Below are 26,277 nucleotides of genomic sequence, written 5' to 3'. Positions count from 1 at the left end.
TCCGCGCCGCTGTCCGCCTAGTCTGGGCCCTTCGAGCACCAGGGGGTGGGGCGGAATGGCGAGGCGGCCGGAAAGCACCGATGCCGTGGCGGCGGTGCGGCGGGTCTTCCGTGAGGGACTGCTGAGCGGGACGTCCGCGTTCGCGCGGGAGTTGCCGGCCTGGAGCGGGGCGACGGCCTCCGATCTGCGGGTCCGGTTCGTGGACCAGCCGGACGAGTCCTCGGACACCTTCCTGGTCAAACTGCGGCGCCAGCTCGACGGCGCCCCGGACGCGACGGTGGTCCTCGCCGCCGAGTTGCTGTTCGTGAACATGGCACCGCTGGTGCCCGAGCAGATCGGGCTGGCCAAGAAGCGCCAGATCCTGGGCGAGGTGCTGTCCTGGGCCGATCGCCCGGTGGCCGTCCCGGCGGATCTGGAGCCGGGCCTGAAGGGCTTCCTGCACGGCGGCCAGGGCTTCCTGAACTACCGGTGGGCGCAGTTCCAGATCCTGGTCCTGCTGGTGGAGCGGCTCGCCGCACTCCCCGAAACCGAGCGGGAGGCGCTGCTGGACGACCCCTGGCGCTTCCGCGAGGAGTGCCTGGACGTCCAGCGGTCCGTCGGGCACAAGAAGGGCCGGGCGCAGATCCACGTCCTGCTGTACCTGCTCTTCCCGGAGACGTACCAGCCGATCGCCAGCGCCTACCACAAGCAGGAGATCGTCAAGGCCTTCGCGGACGAGCTCCCCGAGCCCACCGGGGACGACGACCGCGACCTGCTGGAGCTGTGCCGGACGCTGGAGGAACAGACCGGGGAAGCGGTCGACTTCTACGACGAGCCGTGGGTGGGCAGGTGGCGCAGGGGCGCCGTCGAGCACGAGCAGCGCGGCTGGCTGGTGCGCGGATACAACGTGGACAGGCGCAACTTCATCCCGGACTGGCTGCGGCGCGGCTACTGCTCGATGTCCTGGCGGGAGGTCCCGGAGGTCCCCGCCGGCTCCGCCAAACAGGACGTGCAGCGGGCCGTCGCCGAGGCGATGCCGGAGGCCAGCGCCCAGTTGCGCGGGCAGGCCGCGTACCAGCTGCACGCCTTCCTCACCCTCATGCAGCCGGGCGACCTGGTCGTCACCGTCACCCCGGACGAGGTGCACGTCGGCACCGTCCAGGGCCCGGCGGCGTACGACGCCTCGGAGGGCCCGGACAACGCCCGGCGCCGGCCGGTGCGCTGGGCCACCGCCGAGCGGCCGCTCGTCCGCGCGGAGCTGCCCGAGCGCGTGCAGGCCCGGCTGCCCCTGCCGCCGACGGTCTACGACATCAGCAGCGTCGCGGCCGAACTCGCCGAGCGGGCGGGGCTGGAGGACGTGGTCGCCGAGGAGCTCGTCGACGTCGACGTCACCAAGGCGCTGGAACTGCCGCCGGTCACCGAGGAGCTGGCCGCGCGGCTGCTGATGCCGCCGGCGTGGCTGCGGGAGACGGCCGAACAACTCCAGGAGCAGGGACAGCTCGTCTTCCACGGCCCGCCCGGCACCGGGAAGACCTACCTCGCCCGCGCCCTCGCCCGGCACCTCGCCGGCCCCGACCGGGTGGAGCTCGTGCAGTTCCACCCCTCGTACACGTACGAGGACTTCTTCGAGGGCTTCCGTCCTGTCCGGGGCGAGGGCGGCTCGGTCGTGTTCGACGTCGTGCCCGGGCCGTTCCGGCTGCTCGCCGAGCGCGCCGCGAAGGACCCGGCCAACCCCTACGTGCTGATCGTCGACGAGATCAACCGGGCCAACCTGGCGAAGGTCTTCGGCGAGCTGTACTTCCTGCTGGAGTACCGCGAGGAGCCCGTCACCACCCAGTACAGCCCGCACGCCCCCTTCACCCTGCCGGACAACCTGTTCCTCATCGGCACGATGAACACCGCAGACCGCTCGATCGCCCTGGTCGACGCGGCGATGCGGCGGCGCTTCGCCTTCCGCCGCCTCTCCCCCGAGAAGCCGCCGGTCCAGGGCCTGCTGGACCGCTGGCTGCGTGAGCGCGGACTGCCGGACACCGCGGCCCGGCTGCTGGACGAGCTCAACGCCCGGCTCGGCGACGCCGACCGGGCGATCGGGCCGTCGTACCTGATGAAGCCCGCCGCGGCCCGGCCGGAGGGACTCGACCTCGTCTGGCGCACCCAGATCCTGCCCCTGCTGGAAGACCAGCTCTACGGCACCGGTGTCGACGTGGAGGAGGAGTACGGCCTGCCCGCCCTGCGGGCGGCGCTCGGGCAGGACCCGGAGGAGGCGTGACCGCCCCCCGCCCCGCCGACCCGGGCCCGACCGGCCTCGACCTCACCGTGCGGGAAACCGGCCCCGGCACCGTGCGGGAGCTGACCGGAGACCAGATCGCCGGTCTGCTCTCCGTGCCGGAGCTGGTCCGGCTCACCCCGGCGGCGGGCGGACGCTGGCGTCTGAGGGGAAACCAGAAGGTCGGCCTGGTGCGGCTGCGCACGCCGACCGGCGGAGCCGTCCAGCTGCGCCTGCTTCCCAAACTCCCGGTCCGCGACCTGATGTTCCTGCTCTCCTACTCCCCCGGCGACCCCTGGCGGCCCGAGCCGGTCACCGCGGCCGAGTCGGACGAACTGCTGCCCGCCGTCGCCGACCTGCTCGCCCGCACCGCCCGCCGCACGCTCGACGCGGGAGTGCTGCACGGCTACCGCACGGTCGAGGAGGACCTGCCCCTGATCCGCGGCCGGATCCGCACGGCGGACCAGCTGCGCCGCGTCGGCCTGCCGCTGCCGGTCGCCGTGCGCTACGACGACCACACTCCGGACATCGCCGAGAACCGCGTCCTGCTCACGGCCCTGAACCTGGCCGCCCGGCTCCCCGGAGTCCCCCGGCGCACGGCACTGACCCTGCGCCACCTCGCCGGCCACCTCACGGGCGTCCGCCCCCTCCACCCCGGCGCGCCCCTGCCCCGCTGGACGCCGAACCGCCTCAACTCCCGCTACACGCGGGTACTGCGGCTGGCCGAACTGGTGCTGTCCGCCCGCTCCGTCCAGCCGGCCGGCGGGACACCCACCGCGGCGGACGGCTTCCTGCTCGACATGCCGGACGTCTTCGAACGGTTCCTCACCGTGGCGCTCGGCGACGTCCTCGCCCGCCAGGGGATCCGGTGCGCCGGGCAGGAGGGACACCACCGGCTGGACGAGGCCCGCAGGGTGCGGCTGCGTCCGGACATCGTGCTGTACCGGGCGGGCCGCCCCGTCTCCGTCGTCGACGCGAAGTACGTCTTCCTCGACAGGCCCGCGCCCTCCACCGACCACCTCGGCCAGCTGCTCGGCTACTGCACCGCGCTCGGCCTGCCGCGCGGCCACCTCGTGTACGCCGCCACCTCCCAGGACGGCCCGGCCGACCACGTCATCCGCCGCTCCGGCATCACGGTCACGGCCCACCCCCTGGACCTCGCCCGCCCGCCGGCCGAACTGCTCGCGTCCGTCGCAAAGTTGGCCGACCGGATCACCGCCACGACGGCCCGCACCCACCCCACGGCCCGCCCAAGTTGACATTTCCACGTCAGTCCACGGCAGCCCGTGCCATGGTGGTGGGCACCAACCCTCCCTCCCCCACCGGAACTTCAGGGAGCCCCCATGCTGCGCGGCATAGACGTGAGCGCCTACCAGTCCTCCTCCTACGACACCGACGGCCTGTCCTTCGTCTTCGTCAAGGCGACCGAGGGGCGTTCCTACGTCAACCCCAGACTGGCCGCCCAGACGAAGCGGGCCCGCGACGCCGGGCTGGTCGTCGGCTTCTACCACTTCCTGTGGCCCGGCAACCTCACAGCCCAGGCCGAGTACTTCGTCTCCAAGGCCCCGGACCGGCCGGGCGACATCCTCGCCGTCGACTGGGAGACGACCAGCAACGGGACGCACGCGAGCAACGCGCAGAAGGACCTGTTCATCCGGAAGCTGAAGGACCTCCGGCCGAACAACCAGGTGGTGCTCTACTGCAACCGGAACTTCTGGCTCACCCACGACACGACGTCCTACGCGGGCGACGGACTGTGGATAGCCGACTACGTCGCCGCGGGCAAGCCCCGCATCAAGGCCAGGTGGCGCTTCCACCAGTACACCGACGATCCGCTGGACAAGAACGTGGCCGACTTCGGGAGCAAGGCGGCGCTGCGGAAGTGGGCGGAGGACGCCTGAGTACCAGGGTTCAGCCGCTGAACTCCGGCTTGCGTTCCGGGGACGCCTCCGCCAGGGCCTTCCTGGCCGCCTCGACGCCACCGCGCAGGCCGTAGACCGGAGTGTCGGGCTGCTGGCGCCAGGAGTCGTCGATGCCGCCCGCGTCGACGGTGTCGAAGCCGAGTTCGTCGATCAGGTCCCGCACCTTGCGCTTGGCCGCCTCGTCGTCGCCGGCCACCGGGAGGGCGATGCGGCTCGGATCGCCGGCCGGGAGCGGGCGGTCCAGGATGTCCTGGGCGTACGTGCCGTTGAAGGCCTTGATGACGGGGTGGCCGATGTGGCGTTCCGTCCAGCGGCTCTCGGTCAGGCCCTCGTCCTCGATCGCGGCGATCCTGCCGTCCCGCTGGCGGGGGTAGTAGTTGCCGGTGTCGATGACCGCGACGCCGTCGGCCGCCTCGTCGAACAGGCCCGACGGCAGGTCGGGGACCGCCTTCAGCGGGATGGTGACGACGACGATCTCGGCGCCCCGCGGTGCCTCCTCGACCGTCACGGGGGTCGCGCCGGTCTCCTCCGCGAGGGCCGTGAGCGTGTGCGGGCCGCGGGAGTTGGCCACGTACACGTCGTGACCGAGGGCGGTGAGCCGCCGGGTCAGATTGCCTCCGATGTTGCCCGCTCCGATGATGCCGATCTTCATGTCCTCGCCTCGCCCTTCCGGGGATCGGTGACGCCTGGGCCTCCTCGCGGGCCTTCGTGATCGGGGTCAACCGCCGGGGCGGGTGGGCTATTCCGGCGGGTATGACGAGGGGCCCGGTCGTCCGCGGACGGACCGGGCCCCACTCCTCGCAGCGCCGGAGCGCCGGCGTCACTTGTTCAGGTAGCCCCAGAACTCGTCGAAGCTCAGCTTCTTGTCGCCGTCGAGGTCGCGGGTCTTGATGACGACCTCGGCGACCGACTCGGTGACGTTCCAGTCGCCGGACCGGGCCAGGGCGGACTTGAACTCGGCAGCGGTGATGAAGCCGTCACCATCCGTGTCGATCTGTTCGAACTGCTTGCGTGCTTCCTCGATGTCCGCCACCGATCCGCCCCTACTCTCGTGTTCCGCGTCTTGCTGACGCAGGTCAGATTAGCTGCCCGTATGCGCCTCCAGTGCGGCGACCACCCACGCGAACTCCTCGCGGTACGCCGCGTCGGGCCCGGTTCCCTTCACGACGGCCAGCAACTCGCGGTAACGGCCGACCCGGTTGGTGGCGTGCGAGCGCAACCGCTCCAGCACGGTGGCGGGGTCGGCATCGCCCAGCAGCTCGCGCAGCACCTGAGCGGCCTCCGGGGAGTCGGGCGCGATGCCGCGCTCACGGGCCCGGGCTCCCAGTTGTACGAGCCGCCGGGAGAACCACAGGGACGCCCCGGCGGGCGTGTCATGACCGTGGTCGGCCGCGTTGAACTCGGCGGCCTTGCGCATCTCGGTCCTGAAGTCCGGGTCCTGGAGCATCTCGGCCAGCTCCAGCCAGGCGTCCACCTGCTCGGGTGTCGGTTCCTCGGGCAGGTCGGCGGCGGTGTTCCGCATGCGTTCACGGATCACCGGGTCCGCCGTGTCCAGCCCGTGGAAGATCTCGTCGACGAACTCCTCCAGGATGCGCCGCCGTTCCGCTGCCGACAGCCGTGCCAGTCTGTTCATGAGTGTCGTCTCCTCCGCGTCGGAACCCCGCTTCGCGACCGTCGACAGCACCGCACGGGTCACCTTGAGCGACCGGATCCGCGCGTCCAGCGCGACCACGTGCGCGGCCGCGACCTGCGCGACCGTCGTCTCACCCGCCAGCACCCGGCGGACGTCCGCCAGCCCGAGGCCGAGTTCGCGCAGGGTCCGGATCAGCTCCAGGCGTGCCACGGACGCGTCGTCGTACAGCCGGTAACCGCCCGCGGACCGGGCCACCGGGGGCAGTGCGCCCTCGTCGGACCAGTACCGGATGGTGCGCACGGTCAGTCCGGTGACCCGGGCCAGTTCGCCGATGGTGAGCAGTCCGGTGCCGTCGTCGATCACGTCTGGGAGTCTGGGGGTTCCAGTGGGTGGAGACTCAAGGAGGTTCGGTGGCGGAAACTCTGCGGGACATTCTCGACGCGGCGGAGCGGGGTGTCTTCCCGCCGGCGGACGGCGGGACGACGATCGTGAGCCAGCCCTCCGCGCGGGACGCCGGGGTCATCGCCTTCACTGCCCACTCGGTCGTCTTCACGGACGAGGATCCGGACTGGGTGCGCCGGACGCTGGCCGGGACCGACTGCGACCGGCTCGCGGCGACGATGAACGTCCGCTTCCTGGCTGCTCTGATGGACCGGACGGGCCGTGCGTCGGACACGGTCGACGTGCTGCTGACCGGTGCGGCGCTGCCCGGGGAGCCTGCGCTCGCGCTGGCGGAGATCGACGATCCCGGCCATCCGCGGGTGGCGTCCGCACGCCGGCGGCGTGACGACGTGCGGGTGTGGGCGGCGGACGGCGGGGTGCTCGTGCTGGGCCGTGGCGTGGCCGGGCGATGGGAGGTCGCGGTGGAGGTGGACGAGGGGGCACGGCACCGGGGGCTGGGGCGCCGGCTGGCGGCGGCGGGGCGGCACCTGGCCCAGGGCGCGCCGGTGTGGGCTCAGGTGGCGGCGGGGAACGCCCGCAGTCTGCGGGCGTTCCAGGCGGCCGGTTACCGGCCCGTGGCCTCGGAGGTGCTGCTCAGTGCCAGGGCTCGTAGTGCGGGTTGCTCTCGCACTCGCTCATGATCTCGGTCCTGGTCTGCTTGTCGACCGGGCAGACGCCGACGATGTACTCGCGGGCGATGCCGCCGGGAAAGGCGACCTCCTGCTGGTCGGCCCACTTGTGGGTGTCGCCGATGGTCTTGTTGACGTCGACTCCGCCCGGCGCGTCGACGTAGTAGTTGAAGGCGGACTTCCACTTCTTGAACAGGTCGTGGTCGTACGTGGTGGACACATACGGGGACGGCTGGTTGACCAGGACGTACTTCTCCAGGTCGTACTGGCCGTTGACGACGTCCCGGGGCAGGAAGCCCTCCTCGAAGACCACGGACGGGCCGCGGCCGTCGGCGCGGTAGAGGGTGCCGCAGCTGGTGCGCCAGGACGGGTCGGGGGTGATGCGGTCGACCTGGACCCGGCGGTCGGCGGCGGCCTTGACCTTGTCGTCGAACTGGACGGGACAGGCGGCCGGTCCGGGGGCGGCGGGCTTGGCGGCCGCCGTCACGGAAGCCGCGGGGGCCGCGGTGGCCTGGCCGGGCGTGGCGGCCGTGGTCGTGAGGACGGCCGCGAGGGAGAGGGCGGCGGCAGCGGTGCGCCGCCGCAGACTGGTGGTGATCATGAGGAGCACGATCGCGGGTCCACGGCGCCGGGCCGGGGACCCTCACCCGATCAGGGGCGTGTCAACTGCCCCTCGGTGGACGGCGGATGGCTCTCACCGGAAGATGCCCGTGTGGCCGAGCGAGTAGCGGCCGGGCTGGGGGTAGACGGCGAGGCCGTGCGGGCCGCTGCCGACGGGGATGCGGGCGAGCTGGGTGCCGGTGCGGGTGTCGATGGCGTACACCTCGGCGTCGTAGCGGCCGGACAGCCACAGCACCTTGCCGTCGGCGGAGACACCGCCCATGTCGGGGCTGCCGCCGTCGGGCAGCCGCCACTTCTTGGTCAGCTTGCCCTGCGTGAAGTCGAAGACGGAGATCGTGCCCTCGCCGCGGTTGGACACGTACATCTCGCGGGAGTCGCGGCTGACGTACAGGCCGTGGCAGCCCTTGCCGGTGGGCATCAGGGCGGGCTCGGTGAACTTGTCGCCGTCCAGGACCCACATGCCGTGGGCCATCATGTCGGCGATGTAGAACTTCTTGCCGTCGGGCGAGACCTTCACGTCCTGCGGCATGGCGCCCTCGAACGGCAGCCGCTGCTGTCCGACGACCTTCATCTTCTCGGTGTCGACCTTGAGCAGTTCGCCGCTGAACTCGCAGGAGACGATGAAGTAGCGGCCGTCGAGGGAGAAGTCGGCGTGGTTGACGCCGTAGCAGGAGACCGGGACCGTCTTCTTGACCTCCATGGTGTGCGGGTCGCGGAAGACCAGTTCGCGGTCGAGGGACGCCATGACGACGGCGTACTTGCCGTGCGGTGTGAAGTAGAGGTTGTACGGGTCGTGGACCTCGACCTCCTTGCCCGCCTTGCCGGTCTTCGGGTCGATCGGGGTGAGGGTGTGGCCGCGGTTGTTGTTGACCCAGAGCGTCTTCAGGTCCCAGGAGGGGACGACGTGCTGGGGCTGCCGGCCCACGGGGATCGTCTCGATGATCTCGTACGTCTTCGGATCGATGACGGAGACGGTGTCGGACTCGGTGTTGGGGACGTAGACCCGGGACGGGAAGTCCTTGACCACGGGCGACAGTTTGTTCGGGCGGTCGGCCGCGTACACGTCCTCGGGGTCCAGGACGGGCGGCATCCCGGGCAGCCCCTGAACGGGCTTCTTCTCGCGCGGCGCGGGCACGGCGGCCTTGGTGCCGCGTGCCTCGCTGGTCCGTTCCCCGCCCTGCGTGCCGCAGGCGGCGAGGCAGGCGAGGGCGGCGCCCACGACGAGGGCGCTTCTGACAAGGTGGCGGTGCATCGCACCATTCAAGGTCCGCTTCGCGGGGAAACCGGTGATTCGCCCGATCGGCGGCCAGGCGAGCTGTCGCAGGTCATACGCCTCGTCGGGCCCGCTTGCCGGAGGCGGTCCTCAGCGGTCGGTGACCCGCATCTCGAACCACGTGGTCTTCCCGCGGGGCAGCAGATCGACCCCCCAGCGGTCGGCCAGCTTGTCGACGAGGAACAGGCCCCGGCCGCTGATGTCCATCGCCTGGACCGGCATCAGACAGGGCAGCCCCCGGGACGGGTCACGGACCTCGACGCGGATCCAGCCGCGGCGCCGGTGCAGGCGCAGCCCGAAGACGCGGGCGCCGGTGTGGCGGACGGCGTTGCCCACCAGCTCGGAGACGAGCAGGACCGCGTCCTCGGTGGTCTTGGGGGTGAGTCCCCACTGGCGCAGGACGACGACCTGGGTCAGCCGTCTGGCGGTGGCCGCGGACTCGGGGCGGGACGGCAGTAGTACCTCCGCCTCCGTCGGGTTGCCGTACAACTCCAGCGCTTTCAGCGCGTGTTCGTCCTCGACGGTCGGCGACCAGCGCGCCGCGGCCGCATGTGCGTGTCCCCGCGGCTGTTCCATACCCTCCAGCCCCGCCATGCCCCCCATCATGGCCGCCCGGGGCGCCCTTGGGGGCCGTTCCGGGGGAATACGCCCCCGGGAACGAGATGCGGACCGGCGAGCCGACGGCATGTGCCAGCGGCGCTTCGGAATCGTCCGCAGCCCGTCCGACCTGCGACGACGGCCCACTTCGGGGCAAGCGGCGGACTCCCCGGACCGGACACGCTCAAGAGTGCCTCGAGCCTGCCGCGAACCGCCCCATCGAGGGACCCGAATCAGACGCCGCGTCAATGGCAAGCCCTGGGAGGGGTACTTCAGAGGAACTTGGCCTTGCCCGGCCCCTCCTCCACGAAGCTGCGCATGCCGCGCTCACGGTCCTCCGTGGCGAACAGGCCCGCGAACCAGTTCCGTTCGATCGCCAGGCCCGTGTCGAGGTCCGTCTCCAGGCCCGCGTCGATCGACTCCTTGGCGGCGCGCAGCGCGAGGGCCGGGCCCTGTGCCAGCTTCGCCGCCCAGGCGTGCGCCTGCGCGTACACCTCGTCGGCGGGCACGACCCGGTCCACCAGCCCGATCTCCTTCGCCTCGTCGGCCTTCACCATCCGGCCGGTGAAGATCAGGTCCTTGGCCTTGGAAGGGCCGACCAGGCGGGCCAGGCGCTGGGTGCCGCCCGCGCCGGGGATCAGGCCGAGCAGGATCTCCGGCTGGCCGAGCTTGGCGTTCTCGCCGGCGATGCGGAAGTCCGCGCACAGCGCGAGCTCACAGCCGCCGCCGAGCGCGTAGCCGGTCACGGCCGCGACGACCGGCTTGGGGATCCGGGCCACCGCCGTGAAGGAGTCCTGGAGGGCGCGGGCGCGCAGGACCATCGCGGTGTGGTCCATCGCCTGCATCTCCTTGATGTCCGCGCCGGCCGCGAACACCTTCTCGCCGCCGTAGACCACCACGGCCCGCACGTCGTCGCGGCGACCGGCCTCCTCGGCCAGTTCCTTCAGCCGGTCCTGCGTGGCGATGTCCAGCGCGTTCATGGGCGGGCGGTCGAGACGGAGCGTGCCGACGCCTTCAGCGACTTCGAGAGAGACGGTCATACGCAGCAGGTTAACGCCCACTAACGGCGAAGGCCCCGGTGCGGTCCGTCACACCGGGGCCCTCTTGTCAGCGGTGAAGAGTTACTTCTTCCACTTCTCCCACGACATGTTCCAGCCGTTGAGCCCGTTGTCCGGGTCGACGATGCGGTCCTCGGAGTTCTTGACGATCACCACGTCGCCGACCATCGAGTGGTTGAAGAACCACGCGGCCGGCACCTTCTTGTCCCAGCCGCCGCGCACGTCGCGCAGGCCGATGCAGCCGTGGCTGGCGTTGTAGTTGCCGAAGGCGCCGCCCGCCCAGTAGTTGCCGTGCAGGAAGGTGCCGGAGGTGGTGAGCCGCACGGCGTGCGGGACGTCCTTGATGTCGTACTCGCCGCCGTAGCCGACGGTCTCGCCGTTCATCCGGGTCACCGTCAGCATCTCGCTGATGACCATCTGGCCGTTCCAGGTCTCCATGCCGGGCTTGCCGGTGGTGACCGGGATGGTCTTGAAGACCTTGCCGTCGCGCATGACCTTCATCGTGAGCTTCTTGGCGTCGACGACCGAGACCTGGTTGCGGCCGATGGTGAACTCGACCTTCTTGTCCTGCTCGCCGTAGACGCCGGGGCGGCCTTCGACGCCGTCGAGGCCGAGGTCGACGGTCACCTTGGTGCCGGGCTTCCAGTACTTCTCGGGGCGGAAGTCGAGACGGTCGTTGCCGAACCAGTGGCCCTCGACGTCCACGGCCGGTTCCGTCTTGATGCGGATGGCCTTCTCGACGTCGTCCGGGTTGGTGATGCCCCGGCTGAAGCGGATGGAGAACGGCATGCCCACGCCGACCTTGGAGCCGTCCTCGGGGGTGAAGGTGCCGATGAAGGTGTTCTTCGGCGTCAGGGTCGTGAAGTCCGCGTCCTCCGCGGCCGTGCGGCCCTCGGAGTCCTTGGCGACCGCGTGGACCGTGTACTTGGTGGCGGCGGCCAGGTGGGTGGACGGCGTCCAGGTGGCGCCGTCCCCGGATATCTCGCCGTCGACCTTCTTGCCCTTGGCGTCCTTGACCTCGACCTCGGTCAGCTTGCCCTTGGCGGCGGTCACCTTCAGTGTCCCGCTGGTGTCGACGGACTTGGCGCCGTCCTTGGGGGTGATGCCGACGACGGCCTCGGACTGCTTGCTCTGCGCGGCGTCCGCGCCCTTGCCGGCGCCCGCACCGGAACCGGAGCCGGTCCCGCCGCCGCCGCACGCCGTGACGGCGAGCAGCAGCACGCCCAGTATCAGCGCGAGCAGTCCGTGCCTGCCGCCAACCGACGCCCCCGATATCGGTCGCCCGTTCAAGTTGTTCTCCCCTCCCCGGGCCTGGCCAGGCCCGCACCCCTGCGCGTGTCCCCCGCGCACCGGCGAATAGTAACCACAGGTCGGACGGCACCGGCGGCCGCCGATTGTCACTGTTCGGTCCCAACGGAACGCCGGCCAACCCACCCCCCTGTCCTGCTACTTCACCGCACTGCCCGCCTTCCATGCATTCCAGCCCATATTCCAGCCTCCGAGCCCGTTGTCGGGAGCGACCTTTTTGTCGTTGCTGTGGACGACCTCGACGACGTCCCCGATGAGGCTGCGGTCGAAGAACCAGCCGGCCGGGGTGTCCGAGCCACCGCCCTTCACGTCCCGCAGTCCGACGCAGCCGTGGCTGACGTTGGTGCGTCCGAAGACGGAGCGGTGCGCCCAGTAGTTGCCGTGCAGGAAGGTGCCGGAGTCGGTCAGGCGCATGGCGTGCGGGACGTCCGGGATGTCGTACTCGCCCTTGCCGTCGCGCCTCTTGAAGCCGACCGTGGCGCCGTTCATCCGGGTGACGTCGAGCATCTCGGTCACCACCATCTTGCCGTTGTACGTGGTGGTCTTCGGGGCGCCGGCCGTGATCGGCACGGTGGCGAGCGGCTCGCCGTCGCGCCGCACCTCCATGGTGTGCCGGGCGGCGTCGACCACGGAGACCTGGCTGCGGCCGACGGTGAAGGAGAACGTCTTGTGCTGGAGGCCGTAGACCCCGGGCGCCCCCTTGACGTCCCGCAGGCGCAGGGCGACGGTGACCTGGGTGCCGGGTTTCCAGTAGTGCTCGGGGCGGAAGTCGAGGCGGGTCCGGCCGAACCAGTGGGGGCGGATCTCGACGGCCGGGCGGGCGGTGACCCGCACCGCGCGCTCGACGGCGGCGCGGTTGGCGATCTTCCGGTTGAACTCCAGTGAGACGATCATGCCGGTGCCGACCGTGGCCCGGTTCTCCGGGCTGACGTAGCCGATGAAGCGTTCCTCCGGGACGTACGTGGTGAAGGTGGTGTGCCGGGCGGAGCGGCGGCCGTCGCCGTCCACGGCCACCGCGTCGACCATGTACCTGGCGGCCAGCGCGAGCCGCTCGTCGTCGGGTTCCCACGTCAGTCCGTCGGCGGAGAGCTGCCCGGGCACCGGGGACTCCTGCGCGTCCTGCGACCGGACGACCTTCACCGACTCCAGCCTGCCGTCGGGCACGTGCACCCGCAGCTTCTTCCCGGGGCGCACACCCCTGCTGCCGTCGTCGGGCGAGACCCGGATGACGTCGTCGGGCGCCGGGGGCGCGCCGAACGCCCCGGCTAGCCCGCCCGCGTCGTCCGAGGTACAGCCGGTGGCCCCGGTCAGGAGCCCTGCCCATGTCACTACGGCGGCCAGCGCGGCCCTCGCGCGCCGCGCGCGCCCTTGTACGTGCCTCACGAGGTGCCCAACGACCGGCCGCGGCCCCGGGAAACGACCATGCCCGCCCCCGGGGAAACGTGAGTGCGACCCACGCTCTGGGCAGAACAGTGGGGAGGACGACGCGCAGGGGAGCCGCGACCCGGGCCGGAGCACAGGACCGCACCCCCCTGTCCCCCGTCGTTCCACGAGCCGCGGGAGGCTGACAGGTGTCCAGCGCAGCCGAGCAGGAGGCGGTGGCCGGCCATCAGGCCACCGGGAACGGGCGCCAGGCCGCCGCCGTGAACGGCGCACGGCGGGCCGCGCCGCCGCCCACGGTGGCCGCCCGGCCGGGCGCGCCGACGCCGCTCGGCGCCCGGTTCCGGGTCGGCCCGGATGGGGTGGCCGGGACCAACTTCGCCCTGTGGGCGGGCGGGGCCGAAGGGGTCGAGCTGTGCCTCTTCGACGAGGCGGGCAACCAGTCGCGGGTGCGGCTCGCCGAGCTGACCCACGAGATCTGGCACGGCTTCGTCCCGGGGGTGCTGCCCGGGCAGCGCTACGGCTACCGGGTGCACGGCCGCTGGGACCCGTGGACCGGCGCCCGCTGGAACCCGGCGAAGCTGCTCCTCGACCCGTACGCACGGGCGGTCGACGCGGGTCCGGGAAACGACTACGGCATCCTGCCCCCGGAGGTGTACGGGCACGTCCGCGACTGGCCGCAGCAGCACGTCGCCGACACCGTGCGCGACGACCGCGACTCGGCGCCGTACGTCCCCAAGGGCGTGGTCGTCCACGATGACGACGACTGGGCGGACGACCGCCGCCCGAAGACGCCGTGGGCGGACTCGGTCATCTACGAGCTGCACGTCAAGGGCTTCACCAAGCTGCACCCGGGCATCCCCGAGGAGCTGCGCGGCACCTACGCCGGCCTCGCGCACCCGGCGGCGATCGAGCACCTGGTGAAGCTGGGCGTGACGGCGGTGGAGCTGCTGCCGGTGCACCAGTTCGCGCACGAGGACCATCTGCTGCGCAGAGGCCTCAGGAACTACTGGGGCTACAACTCCATCGGCTACTTCGCCCCGCACGCGGCCTACGCGGCCTCCGGGACGACGGGCCAGCAGGTCGGCGAGTTCAAGCGCATGGTGCGCGCCCTGCACGCGGCCGGGATCGAGGTCATCCTCGACGTGGTCTACAACCACACGGCGGAGGCGGGCGAGCTGGGGCCGACGCTGTCGCTGAAGGGCATCGACAACCGCGGCTACTACCGCCTCCAGGACGACCCCCGCCGCTACGCCGACTACACCGGCTGCGGCAACACCCTGCACGTGGTCCAGCCCCATGTGCTGCGGCTCATCACCGACTCCCTGCGCTACTGGGTGACGGAGATGGGCGTGGACGGCTTCCGCTTCGACCTGGCGGCGGCGCTGGCCCGCTCCATGCACGACGTCGACATGCTCTCCCCGTTCCTGGCGGTCATCGCCCAGGACCCGGTGCTGCGCCGGGTGAAGCTGATCGCCGAGCCGTGGGACGTGGGGTCGGGCGGCTACCAGGTGGGGGCGTTCCCGCCGCTGTGGACGGAGTGGAACGACCGGTACCGCAACGCCGTGCGGGACTTCTGGCGGCACGCGCTGCCGGACGTACGGGAGATGGGCTACCGCCTGTCGGGCTCCAGCGACCTGTACGCCTGGGGCGGGCGCAGGCCGTACGCGTCCGTCAACTTCATCACCGCGCACGACGGTTTCACCCTGCGCGACCTGGTGAGTTACGAGCGCAAGCACAACGAGGCCAACGGCGAGGGCAACCGCGACGGCACGGACGACAACCGGTCCTGGAACTGCGGCGCCGAGGGCGAGACGGACGACGAGGCCGTACGGGCGCTCAGGCGGCGCCAGCTCAGGAACCTGCTGACCACGCTGCTGCTGTCCACGGGTGTGCCGATGCTGCTCGCGGGCGATGAGCTGGGCCGTACGCAGGGCGGCAACAACAACGCCTACTGTCAGGACAACGAGATCGGCTGGGTGGACTGGGGCCTGCTTCGGGACCCGGGCTGGAAGGCGCTGTCCGAGCTGACCTCGCGGCTGATCGAGCTGCGCCACCGGCACCCGGTGCTCCGGCGCCGGGCGTTCTTCTCGGGCCGGGCCCAGACCGCGGACGGCCTGCGCGATCTGGCCTGGTTCACGTCCCGGGGCACCGAGATGACGGAGCAGGACTGGTACGCGCCCGCCGCGACCCTGGGCATGTACCTCTCCGGCCGGGACATCCCGGGCCGGGACGAGCGCGGCGACCAGATCCTCGACGCCAGCTTCCTGGCCGTCCTGCACGCGGGCGAGGGGCCGGTGAGCTTCGTGCTGCCGGGGCCGCCCTGGGCGGAGCGGTACGAGGTCGTCGTCGACACGAGCCTGGAGGAGCAGGGGGAGGCGCCGGGGGTGGAGCACCCGGCGGGGACGGAGATCACGATGCCGGCGCGGGCGGTGCTGCTGCTGCGGGTCGCGGGCTGAGGCATCGTTTCGCCGGGCGGGGCGGCGCAGTGCCGCCCCGCCCGCCCGGAGACCGGCGGGCCGGTCCGGGCCGTCGGCTCGGATGCGGGGTTTCTACGCCTGCGACGCCAGAGTGCCGCGCCCGTGCTCGGAGTGCGTCAGGACGCCTGTGAGGACGACCCTGAGGACCTCGCGCAGGTCCATGTGGAGCGGTGCGCGCCCTCCCGGGTTCTGGGACCAGCGGTAGAGCAGGCCCAGGTAGGAGTCACGGAGGATGTTGCCGACCCTCATCGGATCGATGTCGGAGGCGATCTCCCCGCGCCGGCGGCCGGCTTCGATGATGTCGGCGAACACCTGGCCCGCGTAGGGCTCCTCGAGGAGCGGCCGGCCGGCCTTCACCCAGGCCTGGAGCATCGTGGCGGTGATCTCGCGCTCGGACTCGTTGAACTCCGCCAGTGCCGCCATGCACCTCTCCAGATGCACCGTCACATCGTCGTTCCGGGACTTCATCGACTCTTCCATGCACAGCTCCAGGCGCCGCTTCCGGGCCTCGGCCCAGGCGGTGACCAGGTCTTCCTTGCGCTGGAAGTAGTTGAAGAAGGTGCCCCGGGCCACGTCGGCGTGCTCGGCGATCTGATCGATCGTGGTGCGCTCGTAACCCTGCTCCGCGAAGAGGGTCAGGGCGGAGGCGTAGATGCTGTCCCGCACCCGCTGCTTGCTGCGCTCTCTGCGCCCGAGGGGGCGGGCAGGTTCAGAGGCCATGGCTTCCTCGCCTTCTCACGTCACTGTGCGGGCTCCCCCGGCAGGAAAAAATATACCACCGTAAAAACATGGACTACAGTCCATAGATAGACCGTCACACAGGTTCCCTGAGCCATGACCGCGCCCCCGACGCGAGAACAGGATCGACACGTCCCGATGTCCCAGTCGCCCGCTGATTCCGAGCTGTCACCACCCAGGACCATCGCTGCCGAAACCGCTCCCGGGACCGACCGGAGCACGCGTGTGCTGGTGGCCATCGCCCTGGCCGCCGTGATGCTGCCCATCTCCGTCACGGGGCCGGGAGTCGCCCTCGCCGACATGTCGGGCGCCCTGAACGCCTCGGCCGCCTCCACCCAATGGGTGCTGAACGCCTACAACGTGGCGTTCACCGCCTTCATGCTCGCGGCCGGTTCCGCGGCCGACCTCTTCGGGCGCCGCCGCCTGTTCCGCAGCGGCACGGCCGTCTTCGCGCTGGCCTCGCTCGTCGCCGGCACCGCTCCCGCCATCCTGCTCGTGGACCTGGCGCGCTTCGTCCAGGGCATGGGCGCGGCAGCGGTGCTGACCAGTGGGTCCGCGCTGCTCGCCCCCACGGTCAGCGGGGCCGCCCGGGCCAGGGCCTTCGGCATCTTCGGCGCCTCGATCGGGTTCGGCCTGGCGATGGGCCCGTTCGTGTCCGGCCTGCTGGTGGGCGTCGCGTCCTGGCACGCCGTGTTCCTGGTCAACGTCCTGCTCGGCGCTGTCGTGCTCGTCCTGGCCCGCACGCTGCCCGAGTCGAGGAATCCCGGTGCGCGGCGCATCGACCTGCCCGGCGTGCTGACCTTCACCCTGGCCCTCATGCTGCTCGCCCTCGGCTTCGTCGAGGGGCCCTCACAGGGATGGGGCGGAGTCGTCACGCTCGGCTCCTTCGCGGGTGCGGCGCTGTTCCTCGCCCTGTTCGTCGCGGTCGAACTGCGCGTCGCGGAGCCGATGTTCGACCTGAGCCTGCTGCGGCGCCCCACGTTCGTCGCCATCATCTGGCAGCCGGTGAGCATCGTCTTCGCTTTCGCGGCCCTGCTCGTCTACCTGCCGCCCTACTTCCAGGGCGCGGGCGGCGCGGGATCGACGATGTCCGGAGCGATGCTGCTGCCGCTGACGCTGCCGGTCTTCGTCCTGCCGCTGTTCACCGGCACGCTGGTGAGGTTGCTGTCCGTGCGGATGCTGCTGGCCCTCGGACCGGCGGTGCTGGCCGTCGCGCTGTCGCTGATGACGTTCACCGACCCGGTGTCGTCCCGTACCGGGCTGTACGCGGCGCTGCTGCTGGCCGGTGTCGGTATCGGTCTGGCCTTCGGCGTCATGGACAACGCGGCGGTCAGCGTGGTGCCGGCCGAGCGCAGCGGTATGGCGTCGGGCATGTTCAACACCCTCCGGGTCGCCGGGGAGACGATCGGCGTGGCGTGTGTGGGCGGGCTGCTGCTCACCTCGACCCGCCGGCAACTGTCCGCGGGCGACGGCGAGATGGCCGACGACGTGGTCCAGGGCCGGCTGGGTTCGGTACGCGCGAGCGGCGGTCAGGACCTGGTGGACCGGGCGGTCCAGGGTCTCCAGCACGGCTGGGGCGTCGTCTTCGTGGTGCTGGCCTGCGTGGCCCTCGCCGGGGCGATCGCCATCTTCACCATGGTCCGTGACCGTGACCTGGACCAGTCCTGCGCCGCTCAGGAAGTGTGAACCCCTTCCGCTCCCCGGGCTGGCCGAGGATCCCCCGGTCGTACGCCACCGCCACCGCCGCCGCGCGGTCCTTGACGCCGAGCTTGGCGTAGAGGTGGGTGAGGTGGGTCTTCACGGTCGCCTCGCTGATGAACAGTTCGCGGGCGATCTCGCGGTTGGACGTGCCTCTGGCGACCAGGGCCGGCACCTCGCGTTCGCGCGCGGAGAGCGGCTCGTTGCCGGGGGACCTGGGAGTCCGGACCGCGGAGACCAGGCGGGAACTCGGCCGTGAGGCCGAGGCGTTCGGCGAGGTGGCCGCCAGCCGAGCGGGCTCGGACAGAAGGCGCTGTACAGCTCCAGTGCCTCGCGGACGGTGGGCTTGGCCTGCAACTCGCTCTCCCGGAGCTGCGCGCCGAGCACACGGCGGGTGGCCTCGTGCTCGGTGACGGGGTCGAGGCCCGTGACGCGGACCCGGCCGGAGTCGGGCACCCGCAGGCCCTCCACGCACTCCACGGTTGTGGTCTTCCGGCGCCGTTCGGCCCGAGGATCCCGAAGATCTCCCCCTCCTCCACGGCGAAGGAGACACCGTGGACGGCGGGCCGTCCGGCGTAGCTCTTGCGCAAGTCGGTGACTTCGATGACAGGTGCGGTCGGCATGGGACGAGGATCGCGGCGCGGTGCGTACCGGCGCATCGGCCGTCGCGCTCGAACGGGCATCATCCGATCGGTTGATGTCACCGTACGACCCCTCGAACGCGCAGGTCGCAGGACCGGCGGCCGGCCAGGGTACGGCGGAAACCCGGTGGGCAGTGTCAGTGGCGATCCGTAGGCTCGCTGCTGATGGCCACGACACCCGCCCCCGCCCAGGACCGTTCCGCCGTGCGTACGCTGCTGCGCCTGTGGCCGTACGTGCGGCCCGTGCGGGTGCGGCTGTTCACCGCCGCGTTCGTGGCGGTACTCGCCTCCTGCGTGGCCCTGGTGATCCCGCTCGTCCTGAAGTGGATGGTGGACGGGCCCATCGCGGACCGGGACCCGGGCGGGGTCTGGCTCGGCGCGCTGTACCTGCTGCTGCTCGGCCTCGCCGAGGCCCTGCTGTTCGGACTGCGGCGGTGGCTGGTGGCGCGGCCGCTCTCCCGCGTCGAGGCGTCCATGCGGGCGGATCTGTACCGGCACCTCCAGCGGCTGCCGGTGGCCTTCCACGACCGGTGGGCCTCGGGGCAGTTGCTGTCCCGGGGGACGACGGACCTGATGCTGCTGCGCATGTTCCTCGCCTTCCCGCTGACGTTCCTGCTGGTCAACGGCGTGACGATACTCGTCGGCGTGGTCATCATGCTGCTCCAGGACTGGACCCTGGGGCTGGTGATCCTCGGGCCCGCCGTGCCCGTGATGGTCACCTGCGTGATCTTCGAGAAGCGGTACGCCAAGGTGGCCCGGCTCGCCCAGGACCAGGTCGGCGACCTGACGACGGTCGTCGAGGAGAGCGTGCTCGGCATCCGCATCATCAAGGGCTTCGGCCGGCACCGGAGCCAGGCCCGTGCGTTCCGGGAGCTGTCGGGGACGCTGCGCGGCACGGAGCTGCGCAAGGCACGGCTGCTGGCGACGATCTGGGGCGTCATCGTGACGCTGCCGGAGGTCGCGATCGGGGCGGCGCTGGTGGTCGGGGTCGTGCAGGTGGCCGACGGGGGGTTGTCGGCGGGGACGCTGGTGGCGTTCCTATCCACGGCGCTGGCGCTGCGGTGGCCGGTGGAGTCGATCGGGTTCCTGCTGGCGATGAGCCAGGAGGCGGCGACGGCGACGGAACGGTACTTCGAGGTGATGGACGAGGACGTCGAGGAGCGGGGGGTTCCCGGTGGCCCGGCGTCACCGGCCGCGACGGGGTCCGGCCTCCGCTTCCACGACGTGACCTTCCGCTACCCGGACGCCCCGCCCGGCTCCCCGCCCGTCCTGGACAAGGTGGACCTCCACGTGCGCCCCGGCGAATCCATGGCCCTGGTCGGAGCGACCGGCAGCGGCAAGACCACCCTCACGGCGCTCATCCCCCGCTTCTACGAGGTGACCTCGGGCCGCATCACCCTCGACGGCGTCGACGTCACGACCCTGTCCAGACAGGCGCTGCGCGCCAAGGTGGCGGTCGCCTTCGAGGAGCCCACGCTGTTCTCGGCCGCGGTCGGCGACAACGTTCTCATGGGGGCCGGCGACACGGCCGGCCCGGCGGAGCTGGAGCGCGCCCTGGCCGTCGCCCAGGCCGACTTCGTGCACGCGCTGCCGCAGGGGACGGACACCCAGGTGGGCGAGCAGGGCCTCAGCCTCTCGGGCGGGCAGCGGCAGCGCCTGGCCCTGGCCAGAGCCGTCGTCGGACAGCCGGAGTTCCTCGTCCTGGACGACCCGCTGTCGGCCCTGGACGTGCACACCGAGGCCGCCGTCGAGGCCGCCCTGCGACAGGTCCTCGCGGACACCACCGCCCTGATCGTGGCGCACCGCCCGTCCACCGTGCTGCTCGCCGACCGCGTCGCGCTGCTGTCCGGCGGCCGGATCACCGCGGTCGGCACCCACCACGAACTGCTGCGCACGAACGCCGAGTACGCGCACTTGATGTCCGGCGAACAGTCAGGGGAGCAGCCGGGCGAGCTGTCCGGCGAACAGTCCGGCGAACAGGAGGACGCACGATGACGGCGGCCACCACCGCACCGGCCGACGGAACACCCGACGACGAAAAGCCCGAGGCCGAGAAACCCGACACCGGGAAACCCGACGCTCGGACCCCCGCCACCGGCGACCCCTTCGACCGGGACGCCCTGCCCACACCCCCGGGCGCCACCGCCGCCCTGCTGCGCTCCCTGCTCGCGCCCATGAAGGCCCGCGTCACGGTCACGTCGCTCCTGCTGCTGCTCCAGCAGGCGGTCGTGCAGGCGGGCCCGCTGCTCGTGGCGTACGCCATCGACCGTGCGGTGCCGGCGTTCCGGGCGCAGGACCACGGGCCGCTGATCGCGGTGGCCGTCGGCTACCTGGCGTGCGCGCTGGCCGCGGGCGGGCTCCAGTTCGCGTTCGTCGCCGCCGCGGCCCGCGTCAGCCAGGACGTCCTGCTCGACCTGCGCGGCCGGATCTTCCGTCACGCGCAGACGCTGAGCGTCGACTTCCACGAGCGCTACACCTCGGGCCGGCTCATCTCCCGCTCCACCACGGACGTGGAGTCGCTGCGCGAGCTGCTGGACGAGGGCCTTCAGGAACTCGTCACGGTCATCCTGTCCTTCGTCTACATCTCGGCGATGCTGCTCTGGCTCGACCTGGGCCTCGGGGGCGTGGCGGTGGCGTCCCTGGTGCCGCTCTACGCCCTGGTGCGGCTGTACCAGCGGCGCGCCGGGCGGGTGTACCGGGCGAGGTCGACCGCCATCGCCGCCGTCATCGTCAAGTTCGTCGAGACCATGAACGGCATCCGCCCGGTGCGCGCCTTCCGCCGCGAGGCCGTCAACGACGCGGACTTCGGCGCGCTCAACCAGCGGCACGAGCGCACCAACGGCGACGCGCTGCTGGAGATGGCCCGGTATGTCACCGGTTCACGGCTGGTCGCCAACACGGCGGTCGCCGCGATCGTGCTGTGGGGCGCCTACCGGGTCGCGGACGGCACCCTGGCCCTCGGTGTGCTGGCGGCGGCCGTGCTGTACCTGCGGCGGCTGTACGACCCGATCGACCGGCTCGGGATGTTCCTCAACTCCTACCAGTCGGCGGCGGCCTCGCTGGAGAAGATCGCCGGGCTGCTCGCACAGACGCCCTCCGTGCCCGAGCCGCCGACTCCACGGCAGCTTCCCGCGCTGGAGAGCCAACAGCCGGGCCGCGAGGTCGTCTTCGACGGCGTCCGCTTCGGCTACCGCACCGGCGGAGAGGTGCTGCCCCGCTTCGACCTGACGGTCCCGGCCGGGCAGACGGTCGCGGTCGTCGGCTCCACGGGCGCCGGCAAGTCGACGCTGGCGAAGTTGCTGGCCCGGTTCTACGACCCCTCCGACGGCCGGGTGCTGCTGGACGGCGTCGACCTGCGCGATCTCGCCGTGCCCGAACTGCGGCGCGGGGTGGTCATGGTGACGCAGGAGGCGTTCCTGTTCTCCGGCACGGTCGCGGAGAACATCGCGATCGGCCGCCCGGACGCCACGCGCGAGGAGATCGAGCGGGCGGCGAAGGAGATCGGCGCGCACGACTTCATCAGCTCCCTGCCCGACGGCTACGACACCGACGTACGCAAGCGGGGCGGCCGCATCTCGGCCGGTCAGCGACAACTGGTCGCGTTCGCACGGGCGTTGCTGGCCGACCCGGCGGTGCTGATCCTCGACGAGGCGACCAGCTCGCTGGACATCCCGGGCGAGCGTGCGGTGCAGCGGGCGATGGCGACGGTGCTGAAGGGCCGTACGGCCGTGGTCATCGCGCACCGGCTGTCGACCGTCGAGATCGCGGACCGTGTCCTGGTGATGGAACACGGGAAGATCGTCGAGGACGGCGAACCGGCCGAACTCGTCGCGGGCACGGGCAGGTTCGCGGATCTGCACCGGGCCTGGCGGGACAGCCTGGCGTAGGACGGCGGCGGAAGGGCGGCGGAGGCGGGCGGATGATCGACGCGTACGAGGACCCCGGCACACCCGACTCCCGGAGCGGCGGCCGTTACCTGTGGTGGCTGGTCGCCCGGCAGCCCTGGCGGTGTGCGGCCGGGGCGACGTTCGGCAGCGTGTGGATGGTGCTGCTGGCGGCGACGCCGTATCTGATGTCCCGGGCGATCGACGACGGTCTGGAACCCGGCGACATGGGCGCGCTGGCGCTCTGGAGCGGCGCGCTGTTCACGGTCGGGGCGTTCAACTCCTGGCTGAGCATCATGCGCCACCGCACCATGACCCGCGTCCGCATGGACGCCAACTTCCGCACGGTGAAGGTCGTCGTCGGCCAGGCGGTGCGGCTCGGCGCCTGGCTGCCGCGGCAGATGGGAGCCGGGGAGGTCGTCACGATCGGTGTGGGCGACGTACAGACGATCAGCCAGTCGCTGACGGTGGTCGGCCCCGGCGTCGGCGCGGTCGTGGCCTATCTGGCGGTCGCGGTCCTGCTGGTCTCGGTCTCGCCGCTCATCGCCGGGGTCGTCCTGCTCGGCATCCCGCTGATCGTCCTGCTCGTCGGCCCGCTGCTCGGGCGGCTACAGGGTTCCGAGACGGAGTACCGCGAGCGGCAGGGCGTGCTCACCGCGCGGATCGGCGACCTGGCGGGCGGTCTGCGGGTCCTCGCCGGGCTGGGCGGCAAGACGCTGGTCGCGGACGCCTTCCGCCACGACTCGCGGCGGCTGCGCGAGCAGGGGTACCGGGTCGGCGCGGTGACCAGCTGGGTCCAGGCCCTCGGCATCGGGCTGCCGACGCTGTTCCTCGCCGTGGTGACCTGGCTGGCGGCCCGCCTGGCCGCCCAGGGGGACATCACCGTGGGCCAGTTGGTGTCGGTCTACGGCTACGTCGCGGTGCTGGTGGGCCCGGTGTCCTTCTGGGTGGAGTGCGGCTACCAGATCAGCCGCGGCCTGGTGTGCGCGCGTCGCGTCGTACGGTTCGTGCGCCTGGAGCCGATGCCGGACACCGGCACCCGGGACGCCCCGTCCGAACCGTCGGCCCTGTACGACCCCGAGTCCGGCGTGCGCGTCCTCCCCGGCCGCCTGACGGCCCTGGTCGCGGAACACCCGGCCGACGCCACGGCGATCCTGGACCGCCTCGCCCGGTACACCCCTTCGGACGCGACATGGGGCGGGACACGCCTGGACGACATCGCGCTCCCCCAGATCCGGGAACACATCCTGCTGGCCGACCACGAGTCCGACCTGTTCGCAGGAACCCTCCAGGACATGATCGGACCCTTAAGGGGCGCGGGGCAGTGCCGATCTGCGGCTCCGCCGCCGGGCGCGACAAGCCACAACGCACCCGCAGACGCCACACCACACCACACGGCAACTCAGACGGCGCTCCACACCGCCGCAGCCGATGACATCGTCCAAGCACTCCCCGACGGCCTGAACACCCACATGGCCGCCCAGGCCCGCAACCTCTCCGGCGGCCAACGCCAGCGCATCCGCCTGGCCAGAGCCCTCCTCGCCGACCCGGAGATCCTCCTCGCCGTCGAGCCCACCTCCGCCCTCGACGCCCACACCGAAGCCACCGTCGCCGGCCGCCTCAGAGAAGCCCGGCACGGCCGCACCACGGTCGTGACCACCACCTCCCCCCTCGTCCTGGACCGCGCCGACACCGTCCACTACCTGGTCGACGGCAAGGTCGCGGCCTCGGGCGGCCACCACGAACTGCTCGACACCACCCCCGGCTACCGCGCCCTCGTGGCCAGGGACAACGAGGAGGCCGTCCGATGAGCCGCGCACACCTGCCCGTGGCCGAACGGGCGGACGTCCGACGGGCGTTACTCGACCTCGTACGGGCCGACACCCGGGCCTTCACCACCGTCCTCGGCCTCAACGCCCTCGCCGCCCTGGCCGGTCTGGCAGGGCCCTGGCTGCTGGGCCGGATGATCGACGACGTCCGCGCCGGGCAGGGCGTGGCGGCCGTGGACCGGCTGGCCCTCGTGCTCCTGGTCTGCGCCCTCGCCCAGTTGTTCCTCGCCCGCTGGGCCCGATACGTGGGCCACCGCTTCGGCGAACGCACCCTCGCGCGCGTACGGGAACGGTTCGTGGACCGTGCCCTCGACCTGCCCGCCTCGGTCGTGGAACGCGCCGGCACCGGCGACCTGACGGCCCGCGGCACCTCGGACGTCACGACCGTGGGCAACACGCTGCGGGACGCCGGTCCGGAACTGCTCATCAACCTCGTGCAGTGCCTGTTCCTGGTCGGCGCGGTGTTCCTGCTGGACCCGCTGCTCGGTGCCGTCGGCGTGCTCGGCCTGACGCCGATCTGGCTGGCGTTGCGCTGGTACCTGCGGCGGGCCCGGGACGGGTATCTCGCCGAGGGCGCCGCCACCTCGGACGTCGCGGAGATCCTCGCGGCGACCGCGGCCGGAGCGCGCACGGTGGAGGCGTTCCGGCTCCGCGAGCAGCGCACCGCCGCGAGCCGGGACGCGCTGGAGACGTCCCGCCGTACGCGCTTCCACACGCTGTTCCTGCGCACGGTGTTCTTCCCGGCGGTGGAGGTGTCGTACGTCCTCCCGGTCGCCGGCGTGCTGGTGATCGGCGGGGCGCTGCACACCTCGGACTCGATGAGCCTCGGGGCGGTCGTGGCGGCGGCCCTGTATCTGCACCAGTTGAGCGGGCCGCTGGACGAGATCCTGGTGCGGGTCGAGCAACTCCAGAGCAGCGGCGCCTCCTTCGCCCGGGTGGAGGGGCTGGCCCGGGCCCCGCGGGCGGCCGGTGAGGGCGAGGGTCCCGATCCGGACGGCGACCGTATCGACGTCACCGGCGTGCGCTACGCCTACGACGGGGGTGTGGAGGTGCTGCGCGGCGTCGACCTGACGGTGACGCCCGGGGAGCGGCTGGCCATGGTCGGGCCGTCGGGCGCCGGCAAGACCACGCTGAGCCGGCTGATGGCGGGCATCGACGCGCCGACGGCCGGCTCGGTGACGGTCGGCGGCGTGCCCGTCGTCGGGCTCGGACCGGAGCGGCTGCGCCGCCAGGTCGTCCTGGTCACCCAGGAACACCATGTGTTCCTCGGCACGGTCCGCGACAATCTGCGGATCGCCGAACCGTCCGCCGGGGACGAGGAGTTGTGGAAGGCGCTGTCGGTGGTCGGCGCCGACGCGTGGGTGCGGGAGCTGCCGGAAGGCCTGGAGACCCGCCTTGGCCAGGGCGGTCACCGCACCGACGGCTCACAGGCACAGCAACTCGCCCTGGCCCGCGTGGTGCTGGCGGACCCGCACACGCTGATCCTCGACGAGGCGACCGCGCTGCTCGACCCGACGACCGCCCGGCACACCGAGCGTGCCCTGGCCGCCGTGCTGGAGGGGCGCACCGTCATCGCCGTCGCCCACCGGCTGCACACCGCGCACGACGCCGACCGGGTGGCCGTGATGGAGGACGGCCGGCTCACCGAACTCGGCACGCACGACGAGCTGGTGGCGGCCGACGGGGCCTACGCGGCGCTGTGGCACTCCTGGCACGGGGACCTGCCCGACGCCCGCGAACCGTCCGCATAGCGAACATGAACTTCCGGTCAACGAACCGATTCCGGCCATAGTGTTGACGCGCCCCTGACAGAAAGCGCGCTCCCCTGCCACGCTTCCCACGACTGCTCCACGGCAACCCCACGGCAACACCTCCACCTCCCCAGGCCGGGCGACCCCCG

Annotated in this window: 20 protein-coding genes and 2 pseudogenes; 10 read left to right on the top strand and 12 right to left on the bottom strand. The window is 71.8% G+C overall.

Going from position 1 to position 26,277, the window contains the following annotated elements:
* Window positions 1-55 precede the first annotated feature (55 nt).
* The 3 genes from QC385_RS26055 to QC385_RS26045 all read left to right on the top strand — a co-directional run bounded on the left by QC385_RS26055 (window position 56) and on the right by QC385_RS26045 (window position 4,146).
* A complete protein-coding gene (locus QC385_RS26055; protein ID WP_279543783.1) occupies window positions 56-2,248 on the top strand; it encodes an AAA family ATPase in 2,193 nt (730 codons plus the stop codon).
* Window positions 2,245-3,504: an McrC family protein gene (locus QC385_RS26050; RefSeq protein WP_279543782.1), complete on the top strand. Its 1,260-nt coding sequence runs from the start codon at window positions 2,245-2,247 to the stop codon at window positions 3,502-3,504. The genes QC385_RS26055 and QC385_RS26050 overlap by 4 nt, the downstream gene beginning before the upstream one ends.
* A gap of 84 nt (window positions 3,505-3,588) precedes the next feature.
* The gene (locus tag QC385_RS26045) at window positions 3,589-4,146 is read left to right on the top strand and encodes a glycoside hydrolase family 25 protein (RefSeq protein ID WP_279543781.1); all 558 of its coding nucleotides are present in this window, start codon (window positions 3,589-3,591) and stop codon (window positions 4,144-4,146) included.
* Window positions 4,147-4,156: 10 nt separating this feature from the next.
* Here QC385_RS26045 and QC385_RS26040 read toward each other — a convergent pair whose 3' ends face one another.
* From QC385_RS26040 to QC385_RS26030, 3 genes are all read right to left on the bottom strand, one after another.
* Window positions 4,157-4,819 (bottom strand): NADPH-dependent F420 reductase, encoded by a 663-nt coding sequence (locus tag QC385_RS26040; RefSeq protein WP_443032998.1) that lies wholly within the window; start codon window positions 4,817-4,819, stop codon window positions 4,157-4,159.
* Between the two features lie 168 nt (window positions 4,820-4,987).
* Window positions 4,988-5,200, bottom strand: a complete 213-nt coding sequence (locus QC385_RS26035; protein ID WP_059422708.1) for an EF-hand domain-containing protein — start codon at window positions 5,198-5,200, stop codon at window positions 4,988-4,990.
* A gap of 48 nt (window positions 5,201-5,248) precedes the next feature.
* Entirely contained in the window at window positions 5,249-6,163 is a 915-nt protein-coding gene (locus QC385_RS26030) for a MerR family transcriptional regulator (RefSeq protein ID WP_279543780.1), read from the bottom strand.
* Between the two features lie 47 nt (window positions 6,164-6,210).
* On the opposite strand from QC385_RS26030, the gene QC385_RS26025 reads away from it, so the two are divergent.
* Window positions 6,211-6,882, top strand: a complete 672-nt coding sequence (locus QC385_RS26025) for a GNAT family N-acetyltransferase (protein WP_279543779.1) — start codon at window positions 6,211-6,213, stop codon at window positions 6,880-6,882.
* Here QC385_RS26025 and QC385_RS26020 read toward each other — a convergent pair.
* The 6 genes from QC385_RS26020 to QC385_RS25995 all read right to left on the bottom strand — a co-directional run bounded on the left by QC385_RS26020 (window position 6,836) and on the right by QC385_RS25995 (window position 13,110).
* Window positions 6,836-7,471 carry an ADP-ribosyltransferase gene (locus tag QC385_RS26020; RefSeq protein ID WP_279543778.1) on the bottom strand — a complete coding sequence of 212 codons (636 nt, stop codon included), beginning with the start codon at window positions 7,469-7,471 and terminating at the stop codon, window positions 6,836-6,838. The two genes, QC385_RS26025 and QC385_RS26020, sit on opposite strands and share 47 nt — an antisense overlap.
* A 93-nt stretch (window positions 7,472-7,564) precedes the next feature.
* On the bottom strand, window positions 7,565-8,743 hold the full coding sequence (locus QC385_RS26015; RefSeq protein WP_279543777.1) for a YncE family protein: 1,179 nt from the start codon (window positions 8,741-8,743) through the stop codon (window positions 7,565-7,567).
* 111 nt (window positions 8,744-8,854) lie between these two features.
* Window positions 8,855-9,358 carry an ATP-binding protein gene (locus QC385_RS26010; protein WP_279543776.1) on the bottom strand — a complete coding sequence of 168 codons (504 nt, stop codon included), beginning with the start codon at window positions 9,356-9,358 and terminating at the stop codon, window positions 8,855-8,857.
* Window positions 9,359-9,633: 275 nt separating this feature from the next.
* Window positions 9,634-10,401 carry an enoyl-CoA hydratase/isomerase family protein gene (locus QC385_RS26005; RefSeq protein ID WP_279543775.1) on the bottom strand — a complete coding sequence of 256 codons (768 nt, stop codon included), beginning with the start codon at window positions 10,399-10,401 and terminating at the stop codon, window positions 9,634-9,636.
* Window positions 10,402-10,482: 81 nt separating this feature from the next.
* Complete coding sequence (locus tag QC385_RS26000) at window positions 10,483-11,709, bottom strand: L,D-transpeptidase (RefSeq protein WP_279543774.1); 1,227 nt, start codon at window positions 11,707-11,709, stop codon at window positions 10,483-10,485.
* 156 nt (window positions 11,710-11,865) lie between these two features.
* Window positions 11,866-13,110 carry a L,D-transpeptidase gene (locus QC385_RS25995; RefSeq protein ID WP_279543773.1) on the bottom strand — a complete coding sequence of 415 codons (1,245 nt, stop codon included), beginning with the start codon at window positions 13,108-13,110 and terminating at the stop codon, window positions 11,866-11,868.
* A 188-nt stretch (window positions 13,111-13,298) separates the two neighbouring features.
* Here QC385_RS25995 and glgX point away from each other — a divergent pair, with 188 nt between their 5' ends.
* Window positions 13,299-15,566 carry a glycogen debranching protein GlgX gene (glgX, locus tag QC385_RS25990; protein ID WP_279543772.1) on the top strand — a complete coding sequence of 756 codons (2,268 nt, stop codon included), beginning with the start codon at window positions 13,299-13,301 and terminating at the stop codon, window positions 15,564-15,566.
* 93 nt (window positions 15,567-15,659) lie between these two features.
* Here the strand turns inward: glgX and QC385_RS25985 are convergent, their stop codons facing one another.
* On the bottom strand, window positions 15,660-16,307 hold the full coding sequence (locus QC385_RS25985) for a TetR/AcrR family transcriptional regulator (protein WP_279543770.1): 648 nt from the start codon (window positions 16,305-16,307) through the stop codon (window positions 15,660-15,662).
* 243 nt (window positions 16,308-16,550) lie between these two features.
* Here QC385_RS25985 and QC385_RS25980 point away from each other — a divergent pair, with 243 nt between their 5' ends.
* Window positions 16,551-18,011, top strand: coding sequence for an MFS transporter (locus QC385_RS25980; protein ID WP_279543768.1), 1,461 nt, complete (start codon window positions 16,551-16,553; stop codon window positions 18,009-18,011).
* 22 nt (window positions 18,012-18,033) lie between these two features.
* Here the strand turns inward: QC385_RS25980 and QC385_RS25975 are convergent.
* Together QC385_RS25975 and QC385_RS25970 are read right to left on the bottom strand one after the other, a co-directional pair.
* A pseudogene (locus tag QC385_RS25975) lies at window positions 18,034-18,273 on the bottom strand (response regulator transcription factor); the annotation flags it as partial.
* A 4-nt stretch (window positions 18,274-18,277) separates the two neighbouring features.
* Window positions 18,278-18,646, bottom strand: a pseudogene (locus QC385_RS25970) (ATP-binding cassette domain-containing protein); the annotation flags it as partial.
* A 183-nt stretch (window positions 18,647-18,829) separates the two neighbouring features.
* On the opposite strand from QC385_RS25970, the gene QC385_RS25965 reads away from it, so the two are divergent.
* From QC385_RS25965 to QC385_RS25950, 4 genes are read left to right on the top strand one after another with little or no spacing between them, the layout of a single operon-like run.
* Window positions 18,830-20,659, top strand: coding sequence for an ABC transporter ATP-binding protein (locus QC385_RS25965; protein WP_279543766.1), 1,830 nt, complete (start codon window positions 18,830-18,832; stop codon window positions 20,657-20,659).
* On the top strand, window positions 20,656-22,551 hold the full coding sequence (locus QC385_RS25960) for an ABC transporter ATP-binding protein (protein WP_279543765.1): 1,896 nt from the start codon (window positions 20,656-20,658) through the stop codon (window positions 22,549-22,551). The genes QC385_RS25965 and QC385_RS25960 overlap by 4 nt, the downstream gene beginning before the upstream one ends.
* 32 nt (window positions 22,552-22,583) lie before the next feature.
* Window positions 22,584-24,359: an ABC transporter ATP-binding protein gene (locus QC385_RS25955; protein WP_279543764.1), complete on the top strand. Its 1,776-nt coding sequence runs from the start codon at window positions 22,584-22,586 to the stop codon at window positions 24,357-24,359.
* Window positions 24,356-26,128 carry an ABC transporter ATP-binding protein gene (locus QC385_RS25950; RefSeq protein ID WP_279543763.1) on the top strand — a complete coding sequence of 591 codons (1,773 nt, stop codon included), beginning with the start codon at window positions 24,356-24,358 and terminating at the stop codon, window positions 26,126-26,128. The genes QC385_RS25955 and QC385_RS25950 overlap by 4 nt, the downstream gene beginning before the upstream one ends.
* Window positions 26,129-26,277: the final 149 nt, after the last annotated feature.

This window comes from Streptomyces sp. DH10 (genome assembly GCF_029813805.1).
In the GTDB taxonomy this organism is placed as follows: Bacteria; Actinomycetota; Actinomycetes; order Streptomycetales; family Streptomycetaceae; genus Streptomyces; species Streptomyces coeruleofuscus.
The sequence above is the reverse complement of the archived record's forward strand: the minus strand, read 5'-3'. Positions and strand labels throughout refer to the sequence as shown.